This is a genomic window from Lelliottia nimipressuralis (assembly GCF_004402045.1).
GTDB classification, from domain to species: domain Bacteria; phylum Pseudomonadota; class Gammaproteobacteria; order Enterobacterales; family Enterobacteriaceae; genus Enterobacter; species Enterobacter chinensis.
Genome location: NZ_SOMG01000023.1, coordinates 272,755 through 292,777, shown reverse-complemented (window position 1 = coordinate 292,777; position 20,023 = coordinate 272,755). Strand labels below are relative to the sequence as shown.

Sequence of the window (20,023 nt, the reverse complement as noted above, 5' to 3'; positions counted from 1 at the left end):
TTTATTGGGAATTTCTGCTTTTTTCCTGCTTACTTTCTCCTTAATTTCTCCATAAAAAAGCCGGGTGGCGGCTTCGCCTTGCCCGGCCTCGGTACAGTGCTGCTGTTGCCGGGTGACGCTGCGCTTACCCGGCCTACGTTCTGAGCCGTTGTAGGTCGGGTAAGGCGTAGCCGCCACCCGACAAACATCACGCGCGGGTCATCATCAGCTTACGCAGCGCGGCAAAATCCGCCGGCAGCTCATGAGACAGCAACGGCAGGTCAGCACGCTCGGCCAGCTCTTTCGGCAGCGGCAGCGTTTCACCGAGGATCGCTTCCACGCTCTCTTTGAACTTCGCCGGATGCGCGGTGCCGAGGAACAGGCCATATTCACCCGGGTTAAGCTGGTCACGCAGCGCGCGGTACGCAATCGCCGCGTGCGGTTCAGAGGTGTATCCCACCGCTTTTAACTCACGCATGGTGGCTTTGGTGGTTTCATCCGTCACCGCAGCGTAGCCCAGGTCGCCCAGACGCCAGATCTTACGGCGGAACAGCTCTTCCACGCGCGGCCAGTTGTTTGGCTGGGACACATCCATCGCGTTGGAGAGCGTCGCCTGCGTGGCGTTTGGCGCCCATTTTCCGTCTTTCAGGAAGCGCGGTACGGTATCGTTGGCATTGGTGGCAGCGATAAAGCGCTTCACCGGCAGCCCCAGAGATTTTGCCAGCAGACCTGCCGTCAGGTCACCAAAGTTACCGCTAGGCACGGAGACCACCAGCTGATTGCGTGCTTCCTGCGGCAGCTGCGCCACCGCCTCGAAGTAGTAGCAGATCTGCGCCAGCAGGCGGCTGATGTTGATGGAGTTGGCAGAGTTCAGACCCAGCGCTACCTTCAGTTCTTCGTCGTCGAAAGCCTGTTTAACCAGCGCCTGACAGGCATCGAAGTCACCGTCGATCGCCACGGTTTCAATATTGCCGCCGAGCGTACAGAACAGTTTTTCCTGCAGCGGACTAATCTTACCTTTCGGATAGAGGATCACCACGCGCACATTCTTCAGCCCATAAAAGGCATGAGCCACTGCCGCACCGGTATCGCCGGAGGTCGCAGTCAGGATGGTCACCGGTTTGTCGCCGCTGATGTGGGTCAGCATCTGGGCCATAAAGCGGCCACCGAAGTCTTTGAACGCCAGGGTTGGGCCGTGGAATAGCTCCAGACAGCCGACGTCAGGCTCAACCTGCTGAACGGGTGCAGGGAAAGCAAACGCCGCACGCACGCGCTCTTCCAGCAGCTCCTGCGGAATTTCATCGCCGATAAACGCAGACAGAATTTTGGTGCTGCGGGTGACAAAGTCCTGCTTCAGCAGTTCATCAATCTCGGTCAGCTGAAATTCCGGCAGGTCATGCGGGAAGAACAGGCCCTGATTTTTGCCCAGTCCCTGAGTCACCGCCTGCGCGAAGCTGACCTGCTCGTTATGATCTTTAAGGTTATAGAGTTTCATTGATTATCCCAGTACTCGTGCGCCAGCCGTGTCCAGACGGCAAATATGAACAAAGCCTTCCTGATTTTGCAGGTAGTGTTTAGAGAGCCAGTCCGCCACGCGCTGTGCGGTGTCGGGCTTATCGCATAAGGCGAACAGCGTCGGGCCGGAACCGGAAATGCCGCACGCCTGCGCGCCAATATCCATTGATGCCTGTCGCGCCTCGTTAAAGCCGGGCAGCAGTTTCGTGCGATACGGCTCGGCAATGACGTCCTTCATCAGCTTCGCCGCCAGCTGTGGCTGACGGGTGTAGCAGGCGTGGATAAAGCCCGCCAGATGGCGTCCGTGGGCGATACAATCCTGACGACGATACTGCGCGGGCAGGATCGCACGCGCTTCGGCAGTAGACACTTTAATGCCCGGATAGGCCAGTACCCACAGCCACTCATCAAACCCTGGCACCTGCTGGCTGATGATGCCATTTTCTTCGATCATCAGCTGCATGCCGCCGAGGAAGCACGGCGCGACGTTGTCATAATGAATGCTGCCGGAGATACGGCCTTCCAGCTCGCCCATTAAGCCGAGCAGGCGGTTGTTGTTCAGGGGCTTGCCGCAATGCTCGTTCATCGCTACCAGGGCAGCCACCACCGAGCAGGCGCTGGAACCCAGCCCGGAGCCAATCGGCATACTTTTTTCCAGCGTCATGGCGACCGGCACGTTTTTGCCGATCTCCTGACAGAAGCGTTCCCAGCACTGATAGACGATATTCTCGCGCGGGTCAGACGGCAGCTTGCTGGCGAAACGCCCCACGTTATTCAGGCTGAAGCTCTCTGCCGCTTCAACCGTGACCGTATCGCCCAGTAGTGAACCGTCTACCGGCGTGACCGCCGCACCCAGCACATCAAATCCGACGCTCATATTGGCGCTGGAAGCCGGGGCATAAACTTTGACCATGTTAAACTCCTAACTTCCATGACAGGGTACGCAGCAGATCGGCAAACACACCCGCCGCTGTAACATCGTTCCCTGCGCCATAGCCGCGAAGCACCAGCGGCAATGGCTGATAATAGTGGCTGTAAAACGCGAGGGCGTTTTCGCCGTTTTTGACTTTGTACAGCGGGTCGTTGCCATCGACTTCGGCAATCTTCACCCGGCACACACCATCTTCTTCAATATTGCCAACATAGCGCAATACCTTACCTTCATCACGGGCTTTCGCAACACGCGCGGCAAAAACGTCGTCAAGCTGCGGCAACCTGGCCATAAAGGCGCTGACATCACCGCTGCTGTCAAATTCTGCCGGCAGTACCGGCTCAATCACAATATCGGAAAGCTCAAGCTCACGGCCCGTTTCACGTACAAGGATCAGCAGCTTGCGCGCCACGTCCATACCGGATAGATCGTCACGCGGATCCGGCTCGGTATAGCCCAGCTCGCGCGCGGCGCGGGTTGCTTCTGACAGGCTCATGCCTTCATCCAGCTTGCCGAAGATAAAGGACAGCGAGCCGGAGAGAATGCCGGAGAAACGCTGCAGTTCATCGCCCGCATTGAGCAGGTTTTGCAGGTTCTCAATAACCGGCAGGCCAGCACCCACGTTGGTGTCGTACAGGAACTTGCGGCGCGACTTGCTCGCCGCCAGACGTAACTGGTGATAGTAATCCATCGACGAGGTGTTGGCCTTTTTGTTCGGCGTCACCACGTGGAACCCTTCGCGCAGGAAGTCCGCGTACTGGTCGGCAACCGCCTGGTTCGACGTACAGTCAACGATTACCGGGTTAAGCAGGTGATACTCTTTCACCAGACGGATCAGGCGTCCCAGGTTGAACGGCTCTTTTGCCTCGTTCATCTCGGCCTGCCAGTTTTCCAGGTTCAGCCCGTGAACGTTGGTCAGCAGCGCTTTTGAGTTCGCAATCCCGCAGACGCGCAGATCGATATGTTTCTTCTTCAGCCACGCCTGCTGACGCTTCACCTGTTCCAGCAGCGCACCGCCCACGCCTCCGACGCCAATCAGGAACAGCTCAATGACCTGATCGGTGTTGAACAACATCTGGTGAACCACGCGTACGCCGGTGGTGGCGTCATCGTTGTCCACGACAACAGAAATTGAACGCTCTGACGAGCCCTGGGCAATTGCTACGATATTGATATTGGCGCGCGCCAGCGCGGCAAAGAACTTGGCGGAGATACCGCGCAGCGTGCGCATACCGTCGCCGACCACAGAGATAATCGCCAGACGCTCCTGAATGGAGAGCGGCTCCAGCAGCTCTTCTTTCAGCTCCAGATAGAACTCTTCTTCCAGCGCACGACGGGCGCGCAGACAGTCACCCTGCGGCACGCAGAAGCTGATGCTGTACTCGGAAGAGGACTGGGTGATCAGCACCACAGAAATTCCGTTGCGGGACATGGCCGCAAACACCCGAGCCGCCATGCCGACCATCCCTTTCATCCCAGGGCCGGAGACGCTGAACATCGCCATGTTGTTCAGGTTGGAAATGCCTTTCACCGGCAGGCCGTCCTCATCAGTACTGGCGCCAATCAGCGTACCCGGCGCCTGCGGGTTACCGGTATTTTTAATCAGGCAAGGGATTTGGAACTGGGCTATCGGGGAGATGGTACGCGGGTGAAGCACTTTGGCGCCGAAGTAGGAGAGCTCCATCGCTTCCTGGTACGACATCGACTTCAGCAGTCTGGCATCGGGTACCTGGCGCGGGTCGCAGGTATAGACGCCGTCAACGTCAGTCCAGATCTCACAACAGTCCGCGCGTAAACAGGCGGCCAGCACGGCGGCGGAGTAGTCGGAGCCGTTACGGCCCAGCACCACCAGTTCGCCTTTCTCGTTGCCCGCGGTGAAGCCCGCCATCAGGATCATGTGGTCAGACGGGATTTTACTTGCGGCAATGCGGCGGGTTGATTCGGTAATATCAACGGTGGATTCGAGGTAGTGGCCCACCGCCAGCAGTTTTTCAACCGGATCGATCACGCTCACGTTATGGCCGCGCGCTTCCAGCACGCCGGCCATGATGGCGATAGAGAGTTTTTCGCCCCGGCAGATCAATGCCGCGTTAATGCTGTCCGGGCACTGACCCAGCAGGCTGATACCGTGCAAAACGTGTTTAATTTGCGCGAATTCTTGCTCTACAAAGGACTTCAACTGTGCAAGCGGGAAGCCAGGCTGTGCCTCCGCCAGCCCCTGCAGTAGCTCAGCGAAGATACGCTCGGCGTCGCTAATGTTCGGGAGTGCATCCTGGCCACCGATGGTTTTTTCAATCATTGCCACCAGATGGTTAGTGATTTTCGCCGGGGCAGAGAGCACGGTTGCAACCTGCCCCTGCCTGGCGTTGCTCTCCAGGATATCGGCAACACGCAGAAAACGTTCTGCATTTGCCACTGATGTACCGCCGAACTTCAACACTCGCATGGTTCTACCTCGTTTCCTTTAGCCGAAAAAAAAGCCCGCACTGTTCAGGTGCGGGCTTTTTTTTGTTTTTCCTGTACGCGTCAGCCCGCATCGTTACCTGTGGTAATGATGATGGTTGTAGTAATGGTGGTGATGCTGATGCGTTTCATGGATGTTGTGTACTCTGTCATTATTATCTGTCTGTGCTGTATTCTTTTAGGGTTAAAGGATCGGGCACCTTAAGTCAATGGATTTTTAATTTGATCACATTTCGGGAGGCTCTCACGTCCCGCTGCTTGCAGATTTATTTTCATCCGATTCCCCCAAATGCAACCCTTCCGGACAGACTTATCTGCCATAGTAAAAACTTATGGCAGTATTTTACTCGGCCAATTTTTTTTCAATATCGTGCAGCAAACGATGCAGCATTGCGGTGTCTCGCTGCTCAAGACGCCCAAGACGCTGCTGCAGCCAGTCAGCCATTTTTTGATCGTCCGCCACTCCCAGTTGGGATAACAGATGCTCAACACGAGCGCGCAGCGCAGCCAGCTGATTTTCGTTTGCCCCTTCTGCCTGAGGCTGGGGAATTTGTATTAGGGAGGCTAATTGATAGCAGTAAACCATTACCGCCTGGCCTAAATTCAGGGACGGGTAATCAGCCACCATAGGCGCACCGGTAAGAACGTCAGCCAGCTCCAGTTCTTCGTTTGTTAATCCGGAATCTTCACGGCCAAACACCAGCGCTGCTTTCTCCAGCCACTGGCTTTTCTCGCTCAGCATCGGCACCAGCTCCGCTGGCGTGGCATAATAGTGGAACTTTGCCCGGCTGCGCGCTGTGGTGGCGACGGTGAAGGAAATATCGTGTAACGCAGCGGCGAGCGTATCGTAAGTGGTTATATTATCAAGAATATCACCTGATCCGTGCGCCACCCAACGTGCCGCAGGCTCCAGGTGGGCAGTGCTGTCCACGATACGTAAATCGGTAAATCCCATGGTCTTCATGGCGCGCGCGGCAGCGCCTATATTTTCTGCTCTGGCTGGGGCGACCAGTACAATCGACAGATGCATTTATGCTCTCTTTTTAATCAGTTAGCGGGTAAAAATGTGATGCGCTTCAACATATTACGCAGCGCGAATTTACAAAATTGCAACACAAATCACCGAAATAGCGTTTCATAACAAATTAAAAACGCTAAACTATTCCTTGTCTGAACAATCAGTTAGAATGTTAACAGAACACTATTATCCCCATGTTTTATAATGATAATAGCGTCATGAATACCCTATTCTGATTGGATTCACTTCGTTTATAAATCAATGTCCGCAACTAGTTGGTTTATTGAAAAATTGTGACAAAGGCTAGCATTCGGCTACGATGATTTCATCAAACTGTTAACGTGCTACAATTGAACTTGATATATGTCAACGAAGCGTAGTTTTATTGGGTGTCTGGTGTCACTTAGCCTGTTATGTTGCTGTTAAAATGGTTAGGATGACAGCCGTTTTTGACACTGTCGGGTCCAAAGGGAAAGTACCCAAGACCAAGCTAATGATGTTGTTGACGTTGATGGAAAGTGCATCAAGAACGCAATTACGTACTTTAGTCACGTTAAGCCGATCATGTTAATTTGCGACATGCATCAGGCAGGTCAGGGACTTTTGTACTTCCTGTTTCGATTTAGTTGGCAATTTAGGTAGCAAACATGCAGACCCCGCACATTCTTATCGTTGAAGACGAGTTGGTAACACGCAACACGTTAAAGAGCATTTTCGAAGCAGAAGGCTACGATGTCTTTGAAGCGACCGATGGCGCAGAGATGCATCAGATCCTTTCTGAAAATGATATCAACCTGGTGATCATGGATATTAACCTGCCGGGCAAAAACGGTCTTCTTCTGGCGCGCGAACTGCGCGAGCAGGCGAACGTCGCGTTAATGTTCCTGACGGGCCGTGACAACGAAGTTGATAAAATTCTTGGCCTGGAAATCGGTGCGGATGACTACATCACCAAGCCGTTCAATCCTCGCGAGTTAACCATTCGTGCACGCAACCTGCTGTCCCGCACAATGAACCTGGGTACGGTCAGTGAAGAGCGTCGTAGCGTAGACAGCTACAAATTCAACGGCTGGGAACTTGATATCAATAGCCGTTCGCTGATTAGCCCGAACGGTGAGCAGTATAAACTGCCGCGCAGTGAATTCCGCGCGATGCTGCACTTCTGCGAAAACCCGGGCAAAATTCAGTCCCGTGCAGAACTGCTGAAGAAAATGACCGGCCGTGAGCTGAAACCGCACGACCGTACCGTAGACGTCACCATCCGTCGTATTCGTAAGCACTTCGAATCTACGCCTGATACGCCGGAAATCATCGCCACTATTCACGGCGAAGGGTATCGTTTCTGCGGTGACCTGCAGGAGTAATCCCGCAGTTAACGCATTAAAAAACGGCGCTTATGCGCCGTTTTTTTTATTTCCAGATCCGCATCGTGTCGTTATCAGACTCTGCAGCAGGTTCAGGGCGCTTCGGCTGAGAGAGCGAGTACCAGTCAAAATGACGGGTGAGGTACATCACCGCGAACAGCGCCAGGGCGAGAACAGCCGAGCCCAGCAGCAATGCGCTGTCCTCCGAACGCAGCAGGAACCACATCACGACATCCAGTCCGAGGAGTGCCAGCACAAACATTCCGCTGCGCTTCCAGCTTTTCAACACCGCCTGCAGGTACATCCCGTTCATCGCTGCCCCAACAAGGCTTGCGATAATCCAGGCGGGGGTAAACCCAACGTGTTCAGACAGCGCCAGCAACACCAGATAGAACAGTACCAGCGACAGCCCCACCAGCAGATATTGCATCGGGTGAAGGCGTAATCCGGTTAAGGTTTCAAAGACAAAGAAGGCCATAAACGTCAGCGCAATCAGCAATATAGCGTATTTAATTGCCCGGTCCGTCAGTTGATACTGGTCGGCTGGCGTCGCTACCGTCACGCTGAAGGCCGGAAGCGCCTGCCACTCCGGCGATTCCTTATCGTAGAACCAGCTCTCAAGGTTATTTGCAAACCAGCTGCTCTGCCAGTTCGCCTGGAAACCGGACTCGCCTATCTGGTGCTTAACAGGGAGATAATCGCCCATAAAACCCGGATGCGGCCAGTTGCTGTTGAGCGTCATTTCGCTATTACGCCCTACCGGCACCACCGCAAAACTGCCGGTTCCCGCCAGAGTGAGTGACATCTCAAGTGGAAACGTTTTGGCTTCCAGCGCTTTGTCGGTCAGCGGGATGTGGATCCCAGCAAGCGCCCCGTAGACACCGGAACCGGGTTCCACGCTTAGCGTCTCACCATTGATTTTAGAGATGCTGACCGTGCCAATACCCCGCGCGTCGCCAACGCCCGTCACGATAAACGGCTGCCCTGTTGTTATCGTTTCCCCTCTCAACTGCTTCAGTTCTTCGGTATTAAACTGCGCTTTTATCTTCAGGTCCGTGTTCCAGATTTGCCCGTCATAGATGCCAATATTTCTCGACTCAACGTGCTGGTTCCCTTCAACAACCAGAGATTCCGGCAGAATGAAATGCATGTAGCTTTTCTTAAATTCGACCTTCTTCTCGTCCTCTATCTTGTAAAAGATCTCCGTCACCGGAATCGCAATCATCGGACCGACCAGTTTTTGCGGTCCGCTGGTACTTTGGCGCAGCGTATTTTCGACATCGTTGCGGTAGCTCTCCCGCTCTGATATCAGGTTACTGACCATAAAAAGCGGGACTAACAGCAGCAGGATGCACCCCAGCAGGGTGCTAATTTTCCAGAACAGGGGGGATTTCATCATTACGTCTCCTTTGTGATGAGAAGAGCGTAACCGGGCCGTGTGGGGCCAGTTTGAAGTTATGTGAAGGGACGGTGAAGTGTTAGCGTGGCCACCACGCCCCCTTCATCACGATTGTGCAAACCGATCTCTCCCTGATGCAAACGCGCGACCTCCTGGACAAACGCCAGCCCGAGTCCACTGCTCTTCAACCCGTTCTCACGAGGAAGGGAATAGAAACGTTCAAAAATACGATCCCGCGCATAATCCGGGATCCCGCTGCCGCTGTCGGTGACGATCAGCTGTACCTGCTTGCGATCTTCCCGAGCCGCGAGTGTGATGGCCCCGCCCTGCGGTGTGAAATCGATAGCGTTATCCAGCAAGTTGCCTAGCGCCTGATCGAGAAGGTCGGGATCGCCCGCAACATTAAGCGAAGTCGGCTCAAGGGTCAGTACAATCTCTTTCGCTGCCAGCAGTGCCGCTCGCGCGTCGGCAAGCCGTGTGAACAGCGAGTCGACGCTGACGACCTCAGGCGTAATCTCGACCCGATTTTCAAGCCGCGCCTGAGTGAGCAGCTTTTCAACCAGCGACTGCATACGTGCGTTTTGCACCAGAATATTATCGATAAACCGCGTGGCTACCTGCGGCGGTGGCTGTTCGGAGAGAATTTCTGCCGCACCGCGAATGGCCGCGATCGGGCTTTTCAGCTCGTGGGTAAGCGCATGGACATAATGCTCAATATAGTTTTTCCCCTCCAGGCGAATGCGCATATTCTCCAGCGCCTGCGCCAGCTTGTGCAGTTCGCTGCTGCCTGGATTAGGCAGCGGGAGAGGCGTATCCGTGGTCACCGAGTCGGCATAGCGCGATAACGTACTGATAGAACGATTGATCCACCAGGCGACGAGAAGACCGATCAGCAGGGCAATGCCGAGCAGCGCTCCGCCTGCCCACAGGATCCTTCGCTCGCTGCGATGGATAACCGGTGCCATCGCGCTGTTAGGTTTCCCGACCGACAGCACGCCGATAATCTTGCCCTGCTCCACAACCGGCGCGGCAACATACATCACCGTGCTCTCCGGATCGTCGTGATGGCTCTGGGTGCTGCGCGCGCCGTATTCACCGCGAAGCGTCAGCCAGACATCGTTCCAGCGCGAGTAATCTTTCCCCACGGCCAGACCGGTGGAATCAAACACAACCCTGCCCTGTGCATCGGTCATGTAGACGTGATACTCGTTACGCACTTTATGAATCCCGCCGATATTGGCGCGGAAAGGGCGCTGATGAAGCTGAGAAAAGGCCTGTGCCAGCTTGCCCTGCTGCGCATTACCCGAAAGCAAATCGTCACGTCCAATTTCGGCCAACAGGGTCGCGGTATCGATTAACGTGCCCTCGGTTGCTCTGCGCACGCCGGGCTTCACTTCCTGAACAAAGATCGACAGCACGAACCACGCGGCGATGGCCACGATCAGGAAATACCCCAGCAGCAAACGCATCCCAATGCGCATTAATAAAGCCCCAGGCTATAGCCCATACCGCGATGGGTGCTGATGGGTGACAGTTCCTCGTTCACCGCCCGCAGCTTGGCGCGCAGGGTTTTGATATGGGTGTCCACGGTACGATCGAAACTGTCGCCGTCTTCGCCCCACACCTTGTCCATTAACTGCTGACGGGAGAACACCCGTCCAGGAGCCTGCAGTAAGGTTTTGAGCAGCAAAAACTCATAGCGCGTGAGCGGTAATGCTTCACCGCACCAGTTGATTCGCGCGGCAGGTTCGTTAAGTTCAAACTGGCCGATGCGCAACGTTTCTGATGGTGCGGCGGATTTTTGCATACGCCGTAAAATTGTCCGCACCCGCGCACAGACTTCGCGGGGGGAGAAAGGTTTAGCAACGTAGTCATCGGCCCCCATTTCGAGGCCAAGCAGCTTGTCCACCTCATCACTGCGCGCCGTCAGAAACAGCACCGGCAGCGAGGGATGCTGCGCCAGCAGCCGGCGACAGAGCTCAAACCCACTGATGTCCGGCAGCCCGACATCCAGAATGGCGAGCGCCGGAGCCTGCCGACTCGCCTCCTCCAGCACCGGCAAACCCCGTTCAAACGCCTTTACTGCAAACCCCTCCTGCTGGAGCATGTAGATAAGCGTATCGGCGATACTGATTTCGTCTTCAACCAGCCAGACCACAGGTTGTTGCATGGTTCATCCCTGAATTAATGCCACGGCATAATCGGCACCGCGCTGATCGCGTTTTTCGGTGAGCCTTCCACCACTTTGTCGGAATAGGCCAGGTAAGCCAGCGTATTGCGTTTCGCATCGTAGAAACGCACAACCTGCAGCTTTTTGAATACCAGCGAGGTCCGTTTCTGGAACACCACGTCGCCCTGCGCTTTACCGTTTTTAATTTTATCGCTCAATTCAACCGGGCCCACCTGCTGGCAGGAGATCGCCGCATCGGAGGTATCTTCCGCCAGCCCCAGGCCGCCTTTGATACCGCCCGTTTTCGCGCGACTGACATAGCAGGTGACGTTTTTCACGTCCGGATCGTCAAACGCTTCCACCACAATTTTGTGGTCCGGGCCGAACATTTTGAACACGGTATCGACGGAACCAATCTGTTCCGCCTGCGCGACGCGCGCGACCATCAACATCAATGCGGTGAAGATCAAAGTCTTGTATTTCATATTGTTACCATTCTTTAAAATTACACTGAGCGATTATTCAACACTTTAGACAAAAATGTAGCAAGATCACAGGATTAGAATATATCTGCCTGTAATGTGCTCTAAAAAGCATGAATGCGCAAAAAAAACACTGAATGCTAAAACATCAAAAAATGCTATTATCCGCTAACCTGTTATCAGGCACCTGCTGTTTTAAGGATGAGGATAGTATATGGATCAGGCTGGAATTATTCGCGACCTGCTCACCTGGCTGGAAGGTCATCTCGACCAGCCTTTGTCACTGGATAATGTGGCGGCTAAAGCAGGCTATTCCAAGTGGCATCTGCAAAGGATGTTCAAGGATGTCACCGGTCATGCTATCGGGGCCTATATCCGCGCACGTCGTCTGTCAAAATCTGCGGTGGCATTGCGCCTGACCGCGCGACCGATTCTGGATATTGCCCTGCAATATCGTTTCGATTCGCAGCAGACCTTCACCCGCGCCTTTAAAAAACAGTTCTCGTTGACGCCAGCGCTTTATCGTCGCTCGCCAGACTGGAGCTCGTTTGGCATGCGTCCGCCGCTGCGTCTGGGCGAGTTCGCGATGCCGAAATACGAAATTGTCACGTTGCCTGAAACCCATCTGATCGGCACGACGCAGAGTTACTCGTGCTCCCTGGAGCAGATTTCTGAATTCCGTCATCAGATGCGCGTCCAGTTCTGGCGCGACTTCCTGAGCCACGCGCCGGCGATCCCGCCGATTCTGTATGGCCTCAACGAAACGCACCCGAGCCAGGAAAAAGACGACGAGCAGGAGGTGTTCTACACCACCGCGCTGACGCCAGATATGGCCAATGGCTACATTCAGGGTTCGAAGCCTGTCGTGCTGGAAGGCGGCGAGTACGTCATGTTCGCCTATGAAGGGCTGGGAACGGGGGTTCAAGAGTTCATCCTGACCGTTTACGGGACCTGCATGCCGATGCTGAATCTGAATCGCCGTAAAGGTCAGGACATTGAGCGCTACTACCCGGCGCAGGACGCTAAACCGGAAGAAGGCCCAATCAATCTGCGTATGGAATTCTTGATTCCAATACGTCGTTAACGCTGCAGTTCGTCAAGCGCAGGGGCATCGAGATGCGAAATGTCCCCTGCCATCTCCACTACCCAGCCCGACGCCAGCCACGCGCTCTCCTGGTAATCAATCCGGGAAATGGAGCAGTTGCGCAGACGCAAACGACGCTCAGCATAAGCCGGTAACCCCAGAATGGTGCTCACCAGGCAACCCAACGCAATCCCGTGACTCACCAGCAGCGGACGGCTTCCTGCCGGAAGCTTCAGACACTCAGCCAGGGCAGCATGCATGCGTACGCTGAGCTCCTGCATGGATTCTCCCTCAGGGATACGGCCATCTTCGGTGCCGTTCACCAGCGTGCGACGCCAGCCCTCTTCCGTTTCCGTCAGCGTATCGATATGGCGTTTTTCCAGCACGCCCATATCCAGCTCGCGCAGGCGCGGCTCAAGCACGACGTCACAGCCGCAGGCGTCTGCGATGATGCGCGCCGTCTGCTGTGTGCGACCTAAATCGCTGGTAATGACGTGGGTAATGCCCAGCGTTCTGGCACGCTCTGCCACCTGCCACGCTTGCTGCACACCCTTCTCAGTGAGAGGACTGTCTGACTGGCCTTGAATACGTCGCTCGGCGTTCCACTGCGTTTCACCGTGGCGAACAAGGTATACCTGTAACATGCTTTTTTTCCGTTATACTGCGATGAGTTTTTTTGAATCGAGCTTAATTATGCACCATGTTGTCTCTGCTACCACTAATCCTGCCAAAATTCAGGCAATTCTAAGGGCATTTGAAGAGATCTTCGGCGCAGGATCCTGCCATATTGAGGCCATCGGCGTCGAGAGTGGCGTTCCTGAACAGCCGTTTGGCAGTGAGGAAACGCGCGCTGGCGCACGAAATCGCGTGACAAATGCCAGGGTTGCCGCACCGGATGCTGACTTTTGGGTAGCCATTGAAGCCGGTATCGACGAAGGCGCCACCTTTAGCTGGGTGGTGATCGAAAGCCGCGAACAGCGTGGTGAAGCGCGTTCGGCCACCCTGCCGCTGCCGGAGATCATTCTGGAAAAAGTCCGTGCGGGTGAAGCGCTCGGGCCGGTGATGTCGCAGTACACCGGCATTGATGAGATTGGCCGTAAAGAAGGGGCCATTGGCGTCTTTACCGCAGGCGCGCTGACGCGTTCTGGTGTTTATCACCAGGCGGTGATCCTGGCGTTAAGCCCGTTCCATAACGCGATTTATCGGTAAGCGTGTAGGCAGGATCGGGCGAAGCCGTTATCCGGCGTTTTTCAGCAATACCGCTTCCAGCCACTGGCGCAGCTCAACCGGTGCCGACTTCAGGCTGTTCGACCCACGGGTAATCGTTGCGATACCCGCGCCGAGCTCATTTTTCAGCTCGCGCTGGCTCATCTCACCGCGCAGCAACTCTTCAATGATCCGCACGCGTGTGCCGAGCGCCTCACGCTCATCCGGCGTGAGCATCAGCTGCATCAGGGGTAAATGCAAATCCTGATCGTAAGACTGGCGAAGCAACTCCACAAAACGAAGCCACTCCTGATGACGTTGTTCGGCCATTGCCGAGGAATACGGGGAATGCTGGGTCATGTTATGCTGCCTCTTGTACTCATTAGCGAGTACAGCATAACACAACCCACGCCGATCAGTAACGTCTCTGCCACTCGGCATCGCTCATCAGGGTATCTTTCTGCCCCATGAAGTAGCGATAGTAGGCATCATACGCCAGCACGTTTTTCACGTATCCGCGCGTTTCCGAGAAGGGGATGCTCTCGACAAACGCCACGGCATCGATGCGCCCGGCGCTGTTGCCAAGCCAGGTACGCACGCGCCCAGGACCCGCGTTATACGCCGCCGAAGAGAAGATGCGGTTATTGCCGAACTGCTGATACACGTACTGGAGATAGCTGGTACCGATGTTGATGTTGGTATCTGGATCCAGCAGCTGTGACGGGCTGCTGTACCCAGGAATATTAAACATCTTCACCGTGTGCGTCGCCGTACCCGGCATGATCTGCATCAGACCGCTGGCCCCCACCGGAGAACGGACTTTCGGGTTCCACGCACTTTCCTGACGGGCAATCGCCATCGCGTAACTTTGCGGGATATCTTTGCCGCTGGTGTAGCGATCGAAAAGATCTTTATAAGCCAGCGGGAAACGCTCTTCGAGATGATCCCACAGCTTACCGGCGATCGTTGCCTGCACGCTCAGATCCCACCAGTGATTATCAAACGCATAGCGGGCAAGCTGGGCTTTCTCGTCGGTGGTGCGGCTGGTCACCAGATTCGCCCACTCGCTGCGCGCGGTGTTGTCCATGTTCCAGTACATTAGCTCGCGAACGCGTGCCATTTCTGGCCCCTGGGTCAGCGCCGGGTTCGCGTTCGCGGGCGCTTTATCAATGCGGAAGGTGTACTCCTCGCCCAGGCGCTGTGCGGCCGCCATCGGGTAGAACCCGCGCTGCTGCATCAGCGTATGGAGGATCTCTTTGGCTTCATCATCACGACCGCGCTCCATCAGCAGGTCGGCCTGCCAGTAGCGCCATTCGTCCTTCTCTTTGGCTTCCATAGGCAACCGCGCGAGCCAGGTATTGAGCCCACGGCGATCGCCCGTACCCAGCGCCATTCGCACGCGGCGTTCCACCAGCGAGGTGGAGTTTGAACGCATAATGGCATCGTCACGCCAGCGCGCCTGTTCATCGGTCACATCGGTGCCCATCAATCGCCACGCCACAATGTCGCGCAGCTCCTGGGTTTGCTCCTCATTGAGCTGCTGCGCCTGCACCAGTTGCGGGATCATCAGCCGCGCGTTTTCCACATCGTCACGCGCCACGCTGGCAAAGGCCACCGCCGCCATCTGGCGGGTAAAATCGGTCGCCCCCGTACTGCGGGCAAAGGTCAGCACGCTGTTCGGATCGTTAGCCAGCGAGATAACCGCGGTGGAGATCGTCTGGTAATCGGACGGCATTTGCCCCGCCAGCGTGGTTACCAGCCGCGTGTTGCCGGCTTTCATCGCCAGACGGATGCGCTCAAGGTAGGCCAGCGGGTCTTGCTTGCCGGAAGCACGCCATGCGCCAAACAGGGAATCACAGGCGTTTGGCTGGCTTTTCCCGGTGAGCCAGAGCTCTTTCGCCCCGGCCCAGGCCTCTTCCTGCTGACCGGTGGCCCATTTCGCATAGTAATAGTTACACTGGGCTTCGGTGGCGTTTGGCTTTTCAGGGCTAAACGCCAGCAGTCCGCGCCAGTCTTCACGACGCGCCAGTTCGTTAACGAAACGAGACTGCAGATTCCGTGCCGGCGGCAGAGTTGGGTTCGCCTGAATGAAATTATTCACGGTGACGGTGGGTTGGTTCATGAGATCGTCCGTGATCTGGCGATACTCCAGATACGGATACAGCGGATAGTCCTTCAGCGTCGACATCAGCGCCTGTACGGTATCCATCTGCTTGTTGTCCCACGCCTGTTTAATTTGGGCGTAGCGGTTACGTTGTTCATCCAGTGAATCGGCATGCACCGCCTGGCTTACCGCCATTACGCATATGCTGGCAGCCAGCAGACGCCAGACCACCCGTTTGGCTTTTTCCACAAGCTCTTCCTCATTGTTTTTTCATCAATTGCAGCGTCTTGCCACATCAAAGCTTAATTAACTTATGCTAACCAGGCATCCTGCAACGCGCCACGTCATGGACACTTTTTTACCTTTCTTGCGCGTTTTAACACTCCCGACGTTCCTGGCTGGGATTAGGCCGTGAAAAAGGCTACACTTCGAGGCTGAAATTCCATACTCATCACGATAAAAGAGGCGAAGTCCAACGTGGCTCAATTCGTTTATACCATGCATCGTGTCGGCAAAGTGGTCCCGCCGAAACGTCATATTCTTAAAAATATCTCGCTGAGCTTCTTCCCGGGCGCAAAAATCGGTGTTCTGGGTCTCAACGGTGCCGGTAAGTCCACCCTGCTGCGCATCATGGCCGGCATTGATACAGACATCGAAGGTGAAGCCCGTCCGCAACCAGGTATCAAGATTGGCTACCTGCCGCAGGAACCTCAGCTGAACCCGGAACACACCGTGCGTGAGTCCGTCGAAGAAGCGGTATCCGAAGTGGTTAACGCGCTGAAAGGTCTGGATGAAGTGTATGCCAAATACGCCGAGCCGGATGCGGATTTCGACAAGCTTGCCGCGCAACAGGGCAAGTATGAAGAGATTATCCAGGCGCATGATGGTCACAATCTGAACGTGCAGCTGGAGCGCGCGGCGGATGCCCTGCGTCTGCCGGACTGGGATGCAAAAGTTGAGAAGCTCTCCGGTGGTGAACGCCGTCGCGTGGCGCTGTGCCGCCTGCTGCTGGAAAAACCAGACATGCTGCTGCTCGACGAACCCACTAACCACCTGGATGCAGAATCCGTGGCGTGGCTGGAGCGCTTCCTGCACGACTTCGAAGGCACCGTGGTGGCGATTACCCACGACCGTTACTTCCTCGACAACGTCGCTGGCTGGATCCTGGAGCTGGACCGCGGCGAAGGTATTCCATGGGAAGGCAACTACTCCTCCTGGCTGGAGCAGAAAGATCAGCGTCTGGCGCAGGAAGCGTCTCAGGAAGCGGCGCGTCGTAAGTCTATCGAGAAAGAGCTGGAGTGGGTTCGTCAGGGCGCGAAAGGCCGTCAGTCTAAGGGCAAAGCCCGTCTGGCACGCTTCGAAGAGCTTAACAACACCGAATACCAGAAACGTAACGAAACCAACGAACTGTTTATTCCACCTGGAGCACGTCTGGGGGATAAAGTGGTTGAAGTGACCAACCTGCGTAAGTCCTACGGCGACCGTCTGCTGATCGACGACCTGACCTTCTCCGTACCGAAAGGCGCTATCGTTGGCATCATCGGTCCGAACGGCGCGGGTAAATCGACCCTGTTCCGCATGATGTCCGGTCAGGAGCAGCCAGACAGCGGTTCTATCACCCTGGGTGAAACCGTGAAGCTGGCGTCCGTTGACCAGTTCCGTGACGCGATGGATAACAGCAAAACCGTGTGGGAAGAAGTTTCCGGCGGTCTGGATATCATGCGTATCGGCAACACCGAGATGCCAAGCCGCGCCTATGTTGGCCGCTTTAACTTCAAAGGCACCGACCAGGGCAAACGCGTGGGCGAGCTGTCCGGCGGTGAGCGTGGTCGTCTGCACCTGGCGAAGCTGCTGCAGGTGGGCGGTAACGTACTGCTGCTCGATGAACCAACCAACGACCTGGATATCGAAACCCTGCGCGCGCTGGAAAACGCCCTGCTGGAGTTCCCGGGCTGTGCGATGGTTATCTCGCACGACCGCTGGTTCCTCGACCGTATCGCGACCCACATTCTGGACTACCAGGACGAAGGTAAAGTGGAGTTCTTCGAAGGTAACTTCACCGAATACGAAGAGTACAAGAAACGCACGCTGGGCGCAGACGCGCTGGAGCCGAAGCGTATTAAGTACAAGCGTATTGCTAAGTAAGTGCCAACAAGCCGGGTGGCGCTAGCGCTTACCCGGCCTACGATTCTGTGCAGTTTGTAGGCCGGGTAAGGTGAAGCCGCCACCCGGCAATTTCACCTCCCCACGTAATACCGCTTCACCTCATCAAACTGCATTGCAAAGTCGATATAACTCATCAGTGCGGGCGAGTTGAGCTTACGGCTCGGATAGGCTAGCCACAGATCGTTTCCTTCGACGTTCCACTCCGGCAGCACCTGCACCAGCGCCCCTTTCTCGATCTTATCTTCCAGCAAAAAAGCCGGAAGCAGCGTGATCCCCGCGCCGGCCATCGCGCACTCACGGGCGTAGACCAGGTTATCCGTCAGATGGGCGTTATCCGGCAGGTAGCGGTAATCCTCGCCCTCGCTTCGCAGAAGCCACTCAGACCAGGCTTTGTGGGTAATGCAGCGGTGCTCCACCAGCTGACGAGGATGCGTTAGCGGCTCCCGACGCGCCAGGTACGCCGGCGAGGCCATCATATAGCGCGGGCAGTGGCCAATCATACGACCAATCAGAGAGGAGTCCTGCGGCTTACCGGTACGCAGCGCCACGTCAAAGCCAGACTCGACCAGATCGAGCACGTCGTCAGAAATGGAAACGTCGAGCGAAACGTCGGGATAGCGAAGCTGGAACTCGGCATTCATATGCGCCAGCAGCGTGGCCCCAATCCCTGCCGGACAGGTGATACGAAGCCGTCCGCTGGGATTTTCTCGCAGGCGCTGAATCGCGTACTCCGCCCGCTCGCTGGCCGCCAGCATTTCACGACAGTGCACCAGATAGTGCTCGCCCGCAAACGTCAGGTTCAGCCTGCGCGTGGTGCGGTTAAGCAGGCGAATACCCACCTGCTGCTCCAGCTGACTAATCCGCTGGCTCACGCTGGATTTCGGCAGTTCCGCTTTGTGTGCCGCAGCGGTAAAGCTGCCCATCTCTGCTACCAGCGCAAACAGCGCCATGTCCTGCAGCTGTTTAAACATGATTGTTCATCCTGTACGAACGCTGAGTTCTTGATTGTCCATCTTATCATGCAGCTGACCAGTAAATAGACTAGCCTCAACAAAACGCATTCCATTGAGGAGTACACCATGTCAGTTAAAGCCATCGCCGTTAACCCAGAAAATCCCTCCACGTTTATTGAAATCACCCTGCCGATGCCACAGCCTGGCGAGCACGATCTGTTGGTGGAGGTGAAAGCCGTCTCCGTAAACCCGGTAGACACCAAGGTGCATGCGAACGTTGCCAAAAACGGACTGAAAGCGCCGCGCGTGCTGGGGTGGGATGCCAGCGGGATCGTCAAAGCCGTTGGAACGGGCGTCACCGGATTCAAGCCGGGAGATGAAGTGTGGTACGCGGGCGATATCACCCGCCCGGGCAGTAACACCACGCATCAGCTGATTGATGCGCGTATTGCCGGGCGCAAGCCTGCCAGCCTCGGCTGGGCGGCTGCCGCTGCACTGCCCTTGACCGCACTTACCGCGTGGGAAGGCCTGTTTGAACGGCTTAACATTCAGGATGCCGGCGCGGAAAAAACGCTGCTGATCATCGGCGGTGCGGGCGGGGTTGGCTCGCTGGCGATCCCATTTGCGAAGCACAACAGCAAGGTGAAGATCGTCGCGACGGCTTCCCGGGAAGATTCTGCCCGGTGGTGCCGCGACCGCGGTGCAGACGTGGTGGTGAACTACCGCGACCTGAAAGGTGAGCTGGCGAAAGAGGGACTCACCTTTGTGGATTACATTTTCATCCTCAATGACACCGACGGGCACTGGGATGCGGTCAGCGAACTGATTGCTCCTCAGGGGCATATCTGTTCCATCGTGGAGAACGCGCATCCGCTGAACCAGGACAAGCTGAAATCCAAATCCGCCGCCCTGCACTGGGAGTTTATGTACACCCGCAGCATGTACCAGACCGCTGATATGGCGCGTCAGGGCGAGATCCTCAATGAGGTGGCGAAGCTTGCGGATACTGGCGTGGTGGAAAGTTCGCTAAGTGAAACACTGCACGGGCTGAGCGTGGAAAGCATTACCGAGGCGCACCGTAAAGTGCTGGACGGGCATATGCGCGGGAAAGTGGTGGTTGAGTATTGAGTGGTCTGATTCCCTCACCCTAACCCTAACCCTAACCCTAACCCTCTCCCACCGGGAGAGG

General features: G+C 55.9%; 19 protein-coding genes and 1 other annotated feature. Of the genes, 5 read left to right on the top strand and 14 right to left on the bottom strand.

Annotated features, from left to right (window positions below):
* Nucleotides 1-187 precede the first annotated feature (187 nt).
* The 6 genes from thrC to yjjY form a co-directional block, all read right to left on the bottom strand.
* A complete protein-coding gene (gene thrC / locus E3U32_RS16280; protein WP_134349607.1) occupies nucleotides 188-1,474 on the bottom strand; it encodes a threonine synthase in 1,287 nt (428 codons plus the stop codon).
* Nucleotides 1,475-1,477: 3 nt separating this feature from the next.
* Nucleotides 1,478-2,407, bottom strand: a complete 930-nt coding sequence (thrB, locus tag E3U32_RS16275; RefSeq protein WP_134349606.1) for a homoserine kinase — start codon at nucleotides 2,405-2,407, stop codon at nucleotides 1,478-1,480.
* 1 nt (nucleotide 2,408) lies between these two features.
* Entirely contained in the window at nucleotides 2,409-4,871 is a 2,463-nt protein-coding gene (gene thrA / locus E3U32_RS16270) for a bifunctional aspartate kinase/homoserine dehydrogenase I (protein ID WP_134349605.1), read from the bottom strand.
* 24 nt (nucleotides 4,872-4,895) lie between these two features.
* Nucleotides 4,896-5,013: a sequence feature (Thr leader region), on the bottom strand.
* On the bottom strand, nucleotides 4,952-5,020 hold the full coding sequence (gene thrL, locus E3U32_RS16265; protein WP_015572623.1) for a thr operon leader peptide: 69 nt from the start codon (nucleotides 5,018-5,020) through the stop codon (nucleotides 4,952-4,954). Its footprint overlaps the feature before it by 62 nt.
* A gap of 211 nt (nucleotides 5,021-5,231) precedes the next feature.
* Nucleotides 5,232-5,918 carry a tRNA/rRNA methyltransferase gene (locus E3U32_RS16260; protein ID WP_134349604.1) on the bottom strand — a complete coding sequence of 229 codons (687 nt, stop codon included), beginning with the start codon at nucleotides 5,916-5,918 and terminating at the stop codon, nucleotides 5,232-5,234.
* Nucleotides 5,919-6,317: 399 nt separating this feature from the next.
* Nucleotides 6,318-6,458: a protein YjjY gene (yjjY, locus tag E3U32_RS16255; RefSeq protein ID WP_085928893.1), complete on the bottom strand. Its 141-nt coding sequence runs from the start codon at nucleotides 6,456-6,458 to the stop codon at nucleotides 6,318-6,320.
* Between the two features lie 95 nt (nucleotides 6,459-6,553).
* Here yjjY and arcA point away from each other — a divergent pair, with 95 nt between their 5' ends.
* On the top strand, nucleotides 6,554-7,270 hold the full coding sequence (gene arcA, locus E3U32_RS16250) for a two-component system response regulator ArcA (RefSeq protein WP_003856501.1): 717 nt from the start codon (nucleotides 6,554-6,556) through the stop codon (nucleotides 7,268-7,270).
* Between the two features lie 46 nt (nucleotides 7,271-7,316).
* On the opposite strand, the gene creD is transcribed toward arcA, so the two are convergent.
* Genes creD through creA form a run of 4 tightly spaced genes read right to left on the bottom strand, consistent with a single transcriptional unit; the run spans nucleotide 7,317 to nucleotide 11,324 of the window.
* Nucleotides 7,317-8,669: a cell envelope integrity protein CreD gene (gene creD / locus E3U32_RS16245; RefSeq protein WP_134349603.1), complete on the bottom strand. Its 1,353-nt coding sequence runs from the start codon at nucleotides 8,667-8,669 to the stop codon at nucleotides 7,317-7,319.
* Nucleotides 8,670-8,725: 56 nt separating this feature from the next.
* Complete coding sequence (gene creC / locus E3U32_RS16240) at nucleotides 8,726-10,150, bottom strand: two-component system sensor histidine kinase CreC (RefSeq protein ID WP_134349602.1); 1,425 nt, start codon at nucleotides 10,148-10,150, stop codon at nucleotides 8,726-8,728.
* A complete protein-coding gene (gene creB / locus E3U32_RS16235) occupies nucleotides 10,150-10,839 on the bottom strand; it encodes a two-component system response regulator CreB (protein ID WP_134349601.1) in 690 nt (229 codons plus the stop codon). Before creB ends, creC begins: the two co-directional genes overlap by 1 nt.
* Before the next feature lie 14 nt (nucleotides 10,840-10,853).
* Complete coding sequence (gene creA / locus E3U32_RS16230; protein ID WP_134349600.1) at nucleotides 10,854-11,324, bottom strand: protein CreA; 471 nt, start codon at nucleotides 11,322-11,324, stop codon at nucleotides 10,854-10,856.
* Between the two features lie 211 nt (nucleotides 11,325-11,535).
* Between creA and robA the strand changes: the two genes are divergently transcribed.
* Entirely contained in the window at nucleotides 11,536-12,405 is an 870-nt protein-coding gene (robA, locus tag E3U32_RS16225; protein WP_025758049.1) for an MDR efflux pump AcrAB transcriptional activator RobA, read from the top strand.
* On the opposite strand, the gene gpmB is transcribed toward robA, so the two are convergent.
* On the bottom strand, nucleotides 12,402-13,049 hold the full coding sequence (gene gpmB, locus E3U32_RS16220) for a 2,3-diphosphoglycerate-dependent phosphoglycerate mutase GpmB (RefSeq protein WP_134349599.1): 648 nt from the start codon (nucleotides 13,047-13,049) through the stop codon (nucleotides 12,402-12,404). The genes robA and gpmB overlap by 4 nt on opposite strands.
* A 49-nt stretch (nucleotides 13,050-13,098) precedes the next feature.
* Here gpmB and yjjX point away from each other — a divergent pair, with 49 nt between their 5' ends.
* The gene (gene yjjX, locus E3U32_RS16215) at nucleotides 13,099-13,614 is read left to right on the top strand and encodes an inosine/xanthosine triphosphatase (RefSeq protein WP_134349598.1); all 516 of its coding nucleotides are present in this window, start codon (nucleotides 13,099-13,101) and stop codon (nucleotides 13,612-13,614) included.
* 27 nt (nucleotides 13,615-13,641) lie between these two features.
* Here the strand turns inward: yjjX and trpR are convergent, their stop codons facing one another.
* Together trpR and sltY are read right to left on the bottom strand one after the other, a co-directional pair.
* Nucleotides 13,642-13,971, bottom strand: coding sequence for a trp operon repressor (gene trpR, locus E3U32_RS16210; protein ID WP_047346298.1), 330 nt, complete (start codon nucleotides 13,969-13,971; stop codon nucleotides 13,642-13,644).
* 55 nt (nucleotides 13,972-14,026) lie between these two features.
* Nucleotides 14,027-15,964, bottom strand: coding sequence for a murein transglycosylase (gene sltY / locus E3U32_RS16205; RefSeq protein ID WP_134349597.1), 1,938 nt, complete (start codon nucleotides 15,962-15,964; stop codon nucleotides 14,027-14,029).
* Nucleotides 15,965-16,192: 228 nt separating this feature from the next.
* Here sltY and ettA point away from each other — a divergent pair, with 228 nt between their 5' ends.
* Complete coding sequence (gene ettA / locus E3U32_RS16200) at nucleotides 16,193-17,860, top strand: energy-dependent translational throttle protein EttA (protein ID WP_063143296.1); 1,668 nt, start codon at nucleotides 16,193-16,195, stop codon at nucleotides 17,858-17,860.
* 92 nt (nucleotides 17,861-17,952) lie between these two features.
* On the opposite strand, the gene E3U32_RS16195 is transcribed toward ettA, so the two are convergent.
* Nucleotides 17,953-18,852 carry a LysR family transcriptional regulator gene (locus E3U32_RS16195; RefSeq protein WP_134349596.1) on the bottom strand — a complete coding sequence of 300 codons (900 nt, stop codon included), beginning with the start codon at nucleotides 18,850-18,852 and terminating at the stop codon, nucleotides 17,953-17,955.
* A gap of 108 nt (nucleotides 18,853-18,960) precedes the next feature.
* Here E3U32_RS16195 and E3U32_RS16190 point away from each other — a divergent pair, with 108 nt between their 5' ends.
* Complete coding sequence (locus tag E3U32_RS16190) at nucleotides 18,961-19,962, top strand: zinc-binding alcohol dehydrogenase family protein (protein WP_134349595.1); 1,002 nt, start codon at nucleotides 18,961-18,963, stop codon at nucleotides 19,960-19,962.
* Nucleotides 19,963-20,023 lie beyond the last annotated feature (61 nt).

Coding starts and splice junctions, on each gene's coding strand:
- E3U32_RS16195 (WP_134349596.1), bottom strand. CDS start 18,852: ATGTTTAAACAGCTGCAGGACATGGCGCTGTTTGCGCTGGTAGCAGAG.
- creB (WP_134349601.1), bottom strand. CDS start 10,839: ATGCAACAACCTGTGGTCTGGCTGGTTGAAGACGAAATCAGTATCGCC.
- thrB (WP_134349606.1), bottom strand. CDS start 2,407: ATGGTCAAAGTTTATGCCCCGGCTTCCAGCGCCAATATGAGCGTCGGA.
- thrC (WP_134349607.1), bottom strand. CDS start 1,474: ATGAAACTCTATAACCTTAAAGATCATAACGAGCAGGTCAGCTTCGCG.
- gpmB (WP_134349599.1), bottom strand. CDS start 13,049: ATGTTACAGGTATACCTTGTTCGCCACGGTGAAACGCAGTGGAACGCC.
- thrA (WP_134349605.1), bottom strand. CDS start 4,871: ATGCGAGTGTTGAAGTTCGGCGGTACATCAGTGGCAAATGCAGAACGT.
- arcA (WP_003856501.1), top strand. CDS start 6,554: ATGCAGACCCCGCACATTCTTATCGTTGAAGACGAGTTGGTAACACGC.
- trpR (WP_047346298.1), bottom strand. CDS start 13,971: ATGACCCAGCATTCCCCGTATTCCTCGGCAATGGCCGAACAACGTCAT.
- creA (WP_134349600.1), bottom strand. CDS start 11,324: ATGAAATACAAGACTTTGATCTTCACCGCATTGATGTTGATGGTCGCG.
- E3U32_RS16260 (WP_134349604.1), bottom strand. CDS start 5,918: ATGCATCTGTCGATTGTACTGGTCGCCCCAGCCAGAGCAGAAAATATA.
- robA (WP_025758049.1), top strand. CDS start 11,536: ATGGATCAGGCTGGAATTATTCGCGACCTGCTCACCTGGCTGGAAGGT.
- creD (WP_134349603.1), bottom strand. CDS start 8,669: ATGATGAAATCCCCCCTGTTCTGGAAAATTAGCACCCTGCTGGGGTGC.
- yjjX (WP_134349598.1), top strand. CDS start 13,099: ATGCACCATGTTGTCTCTGCTACCACTAATCCTGCCAAAATTCAGGCA.
- E3U32_RS16190 (WP_134349595.1), top strand. CDS start 18,961: ATGTCAGTTAAAGCCATCGCCGTTAACCCAGAAAATCCCTCCACGTTT.
- creC (WP_134349602.1), bottom strand. CDS start 10,150: ATGCGCATTGGGATGCGTTTGCTGCTGGGGTATTTCCTGATCGTGGCC.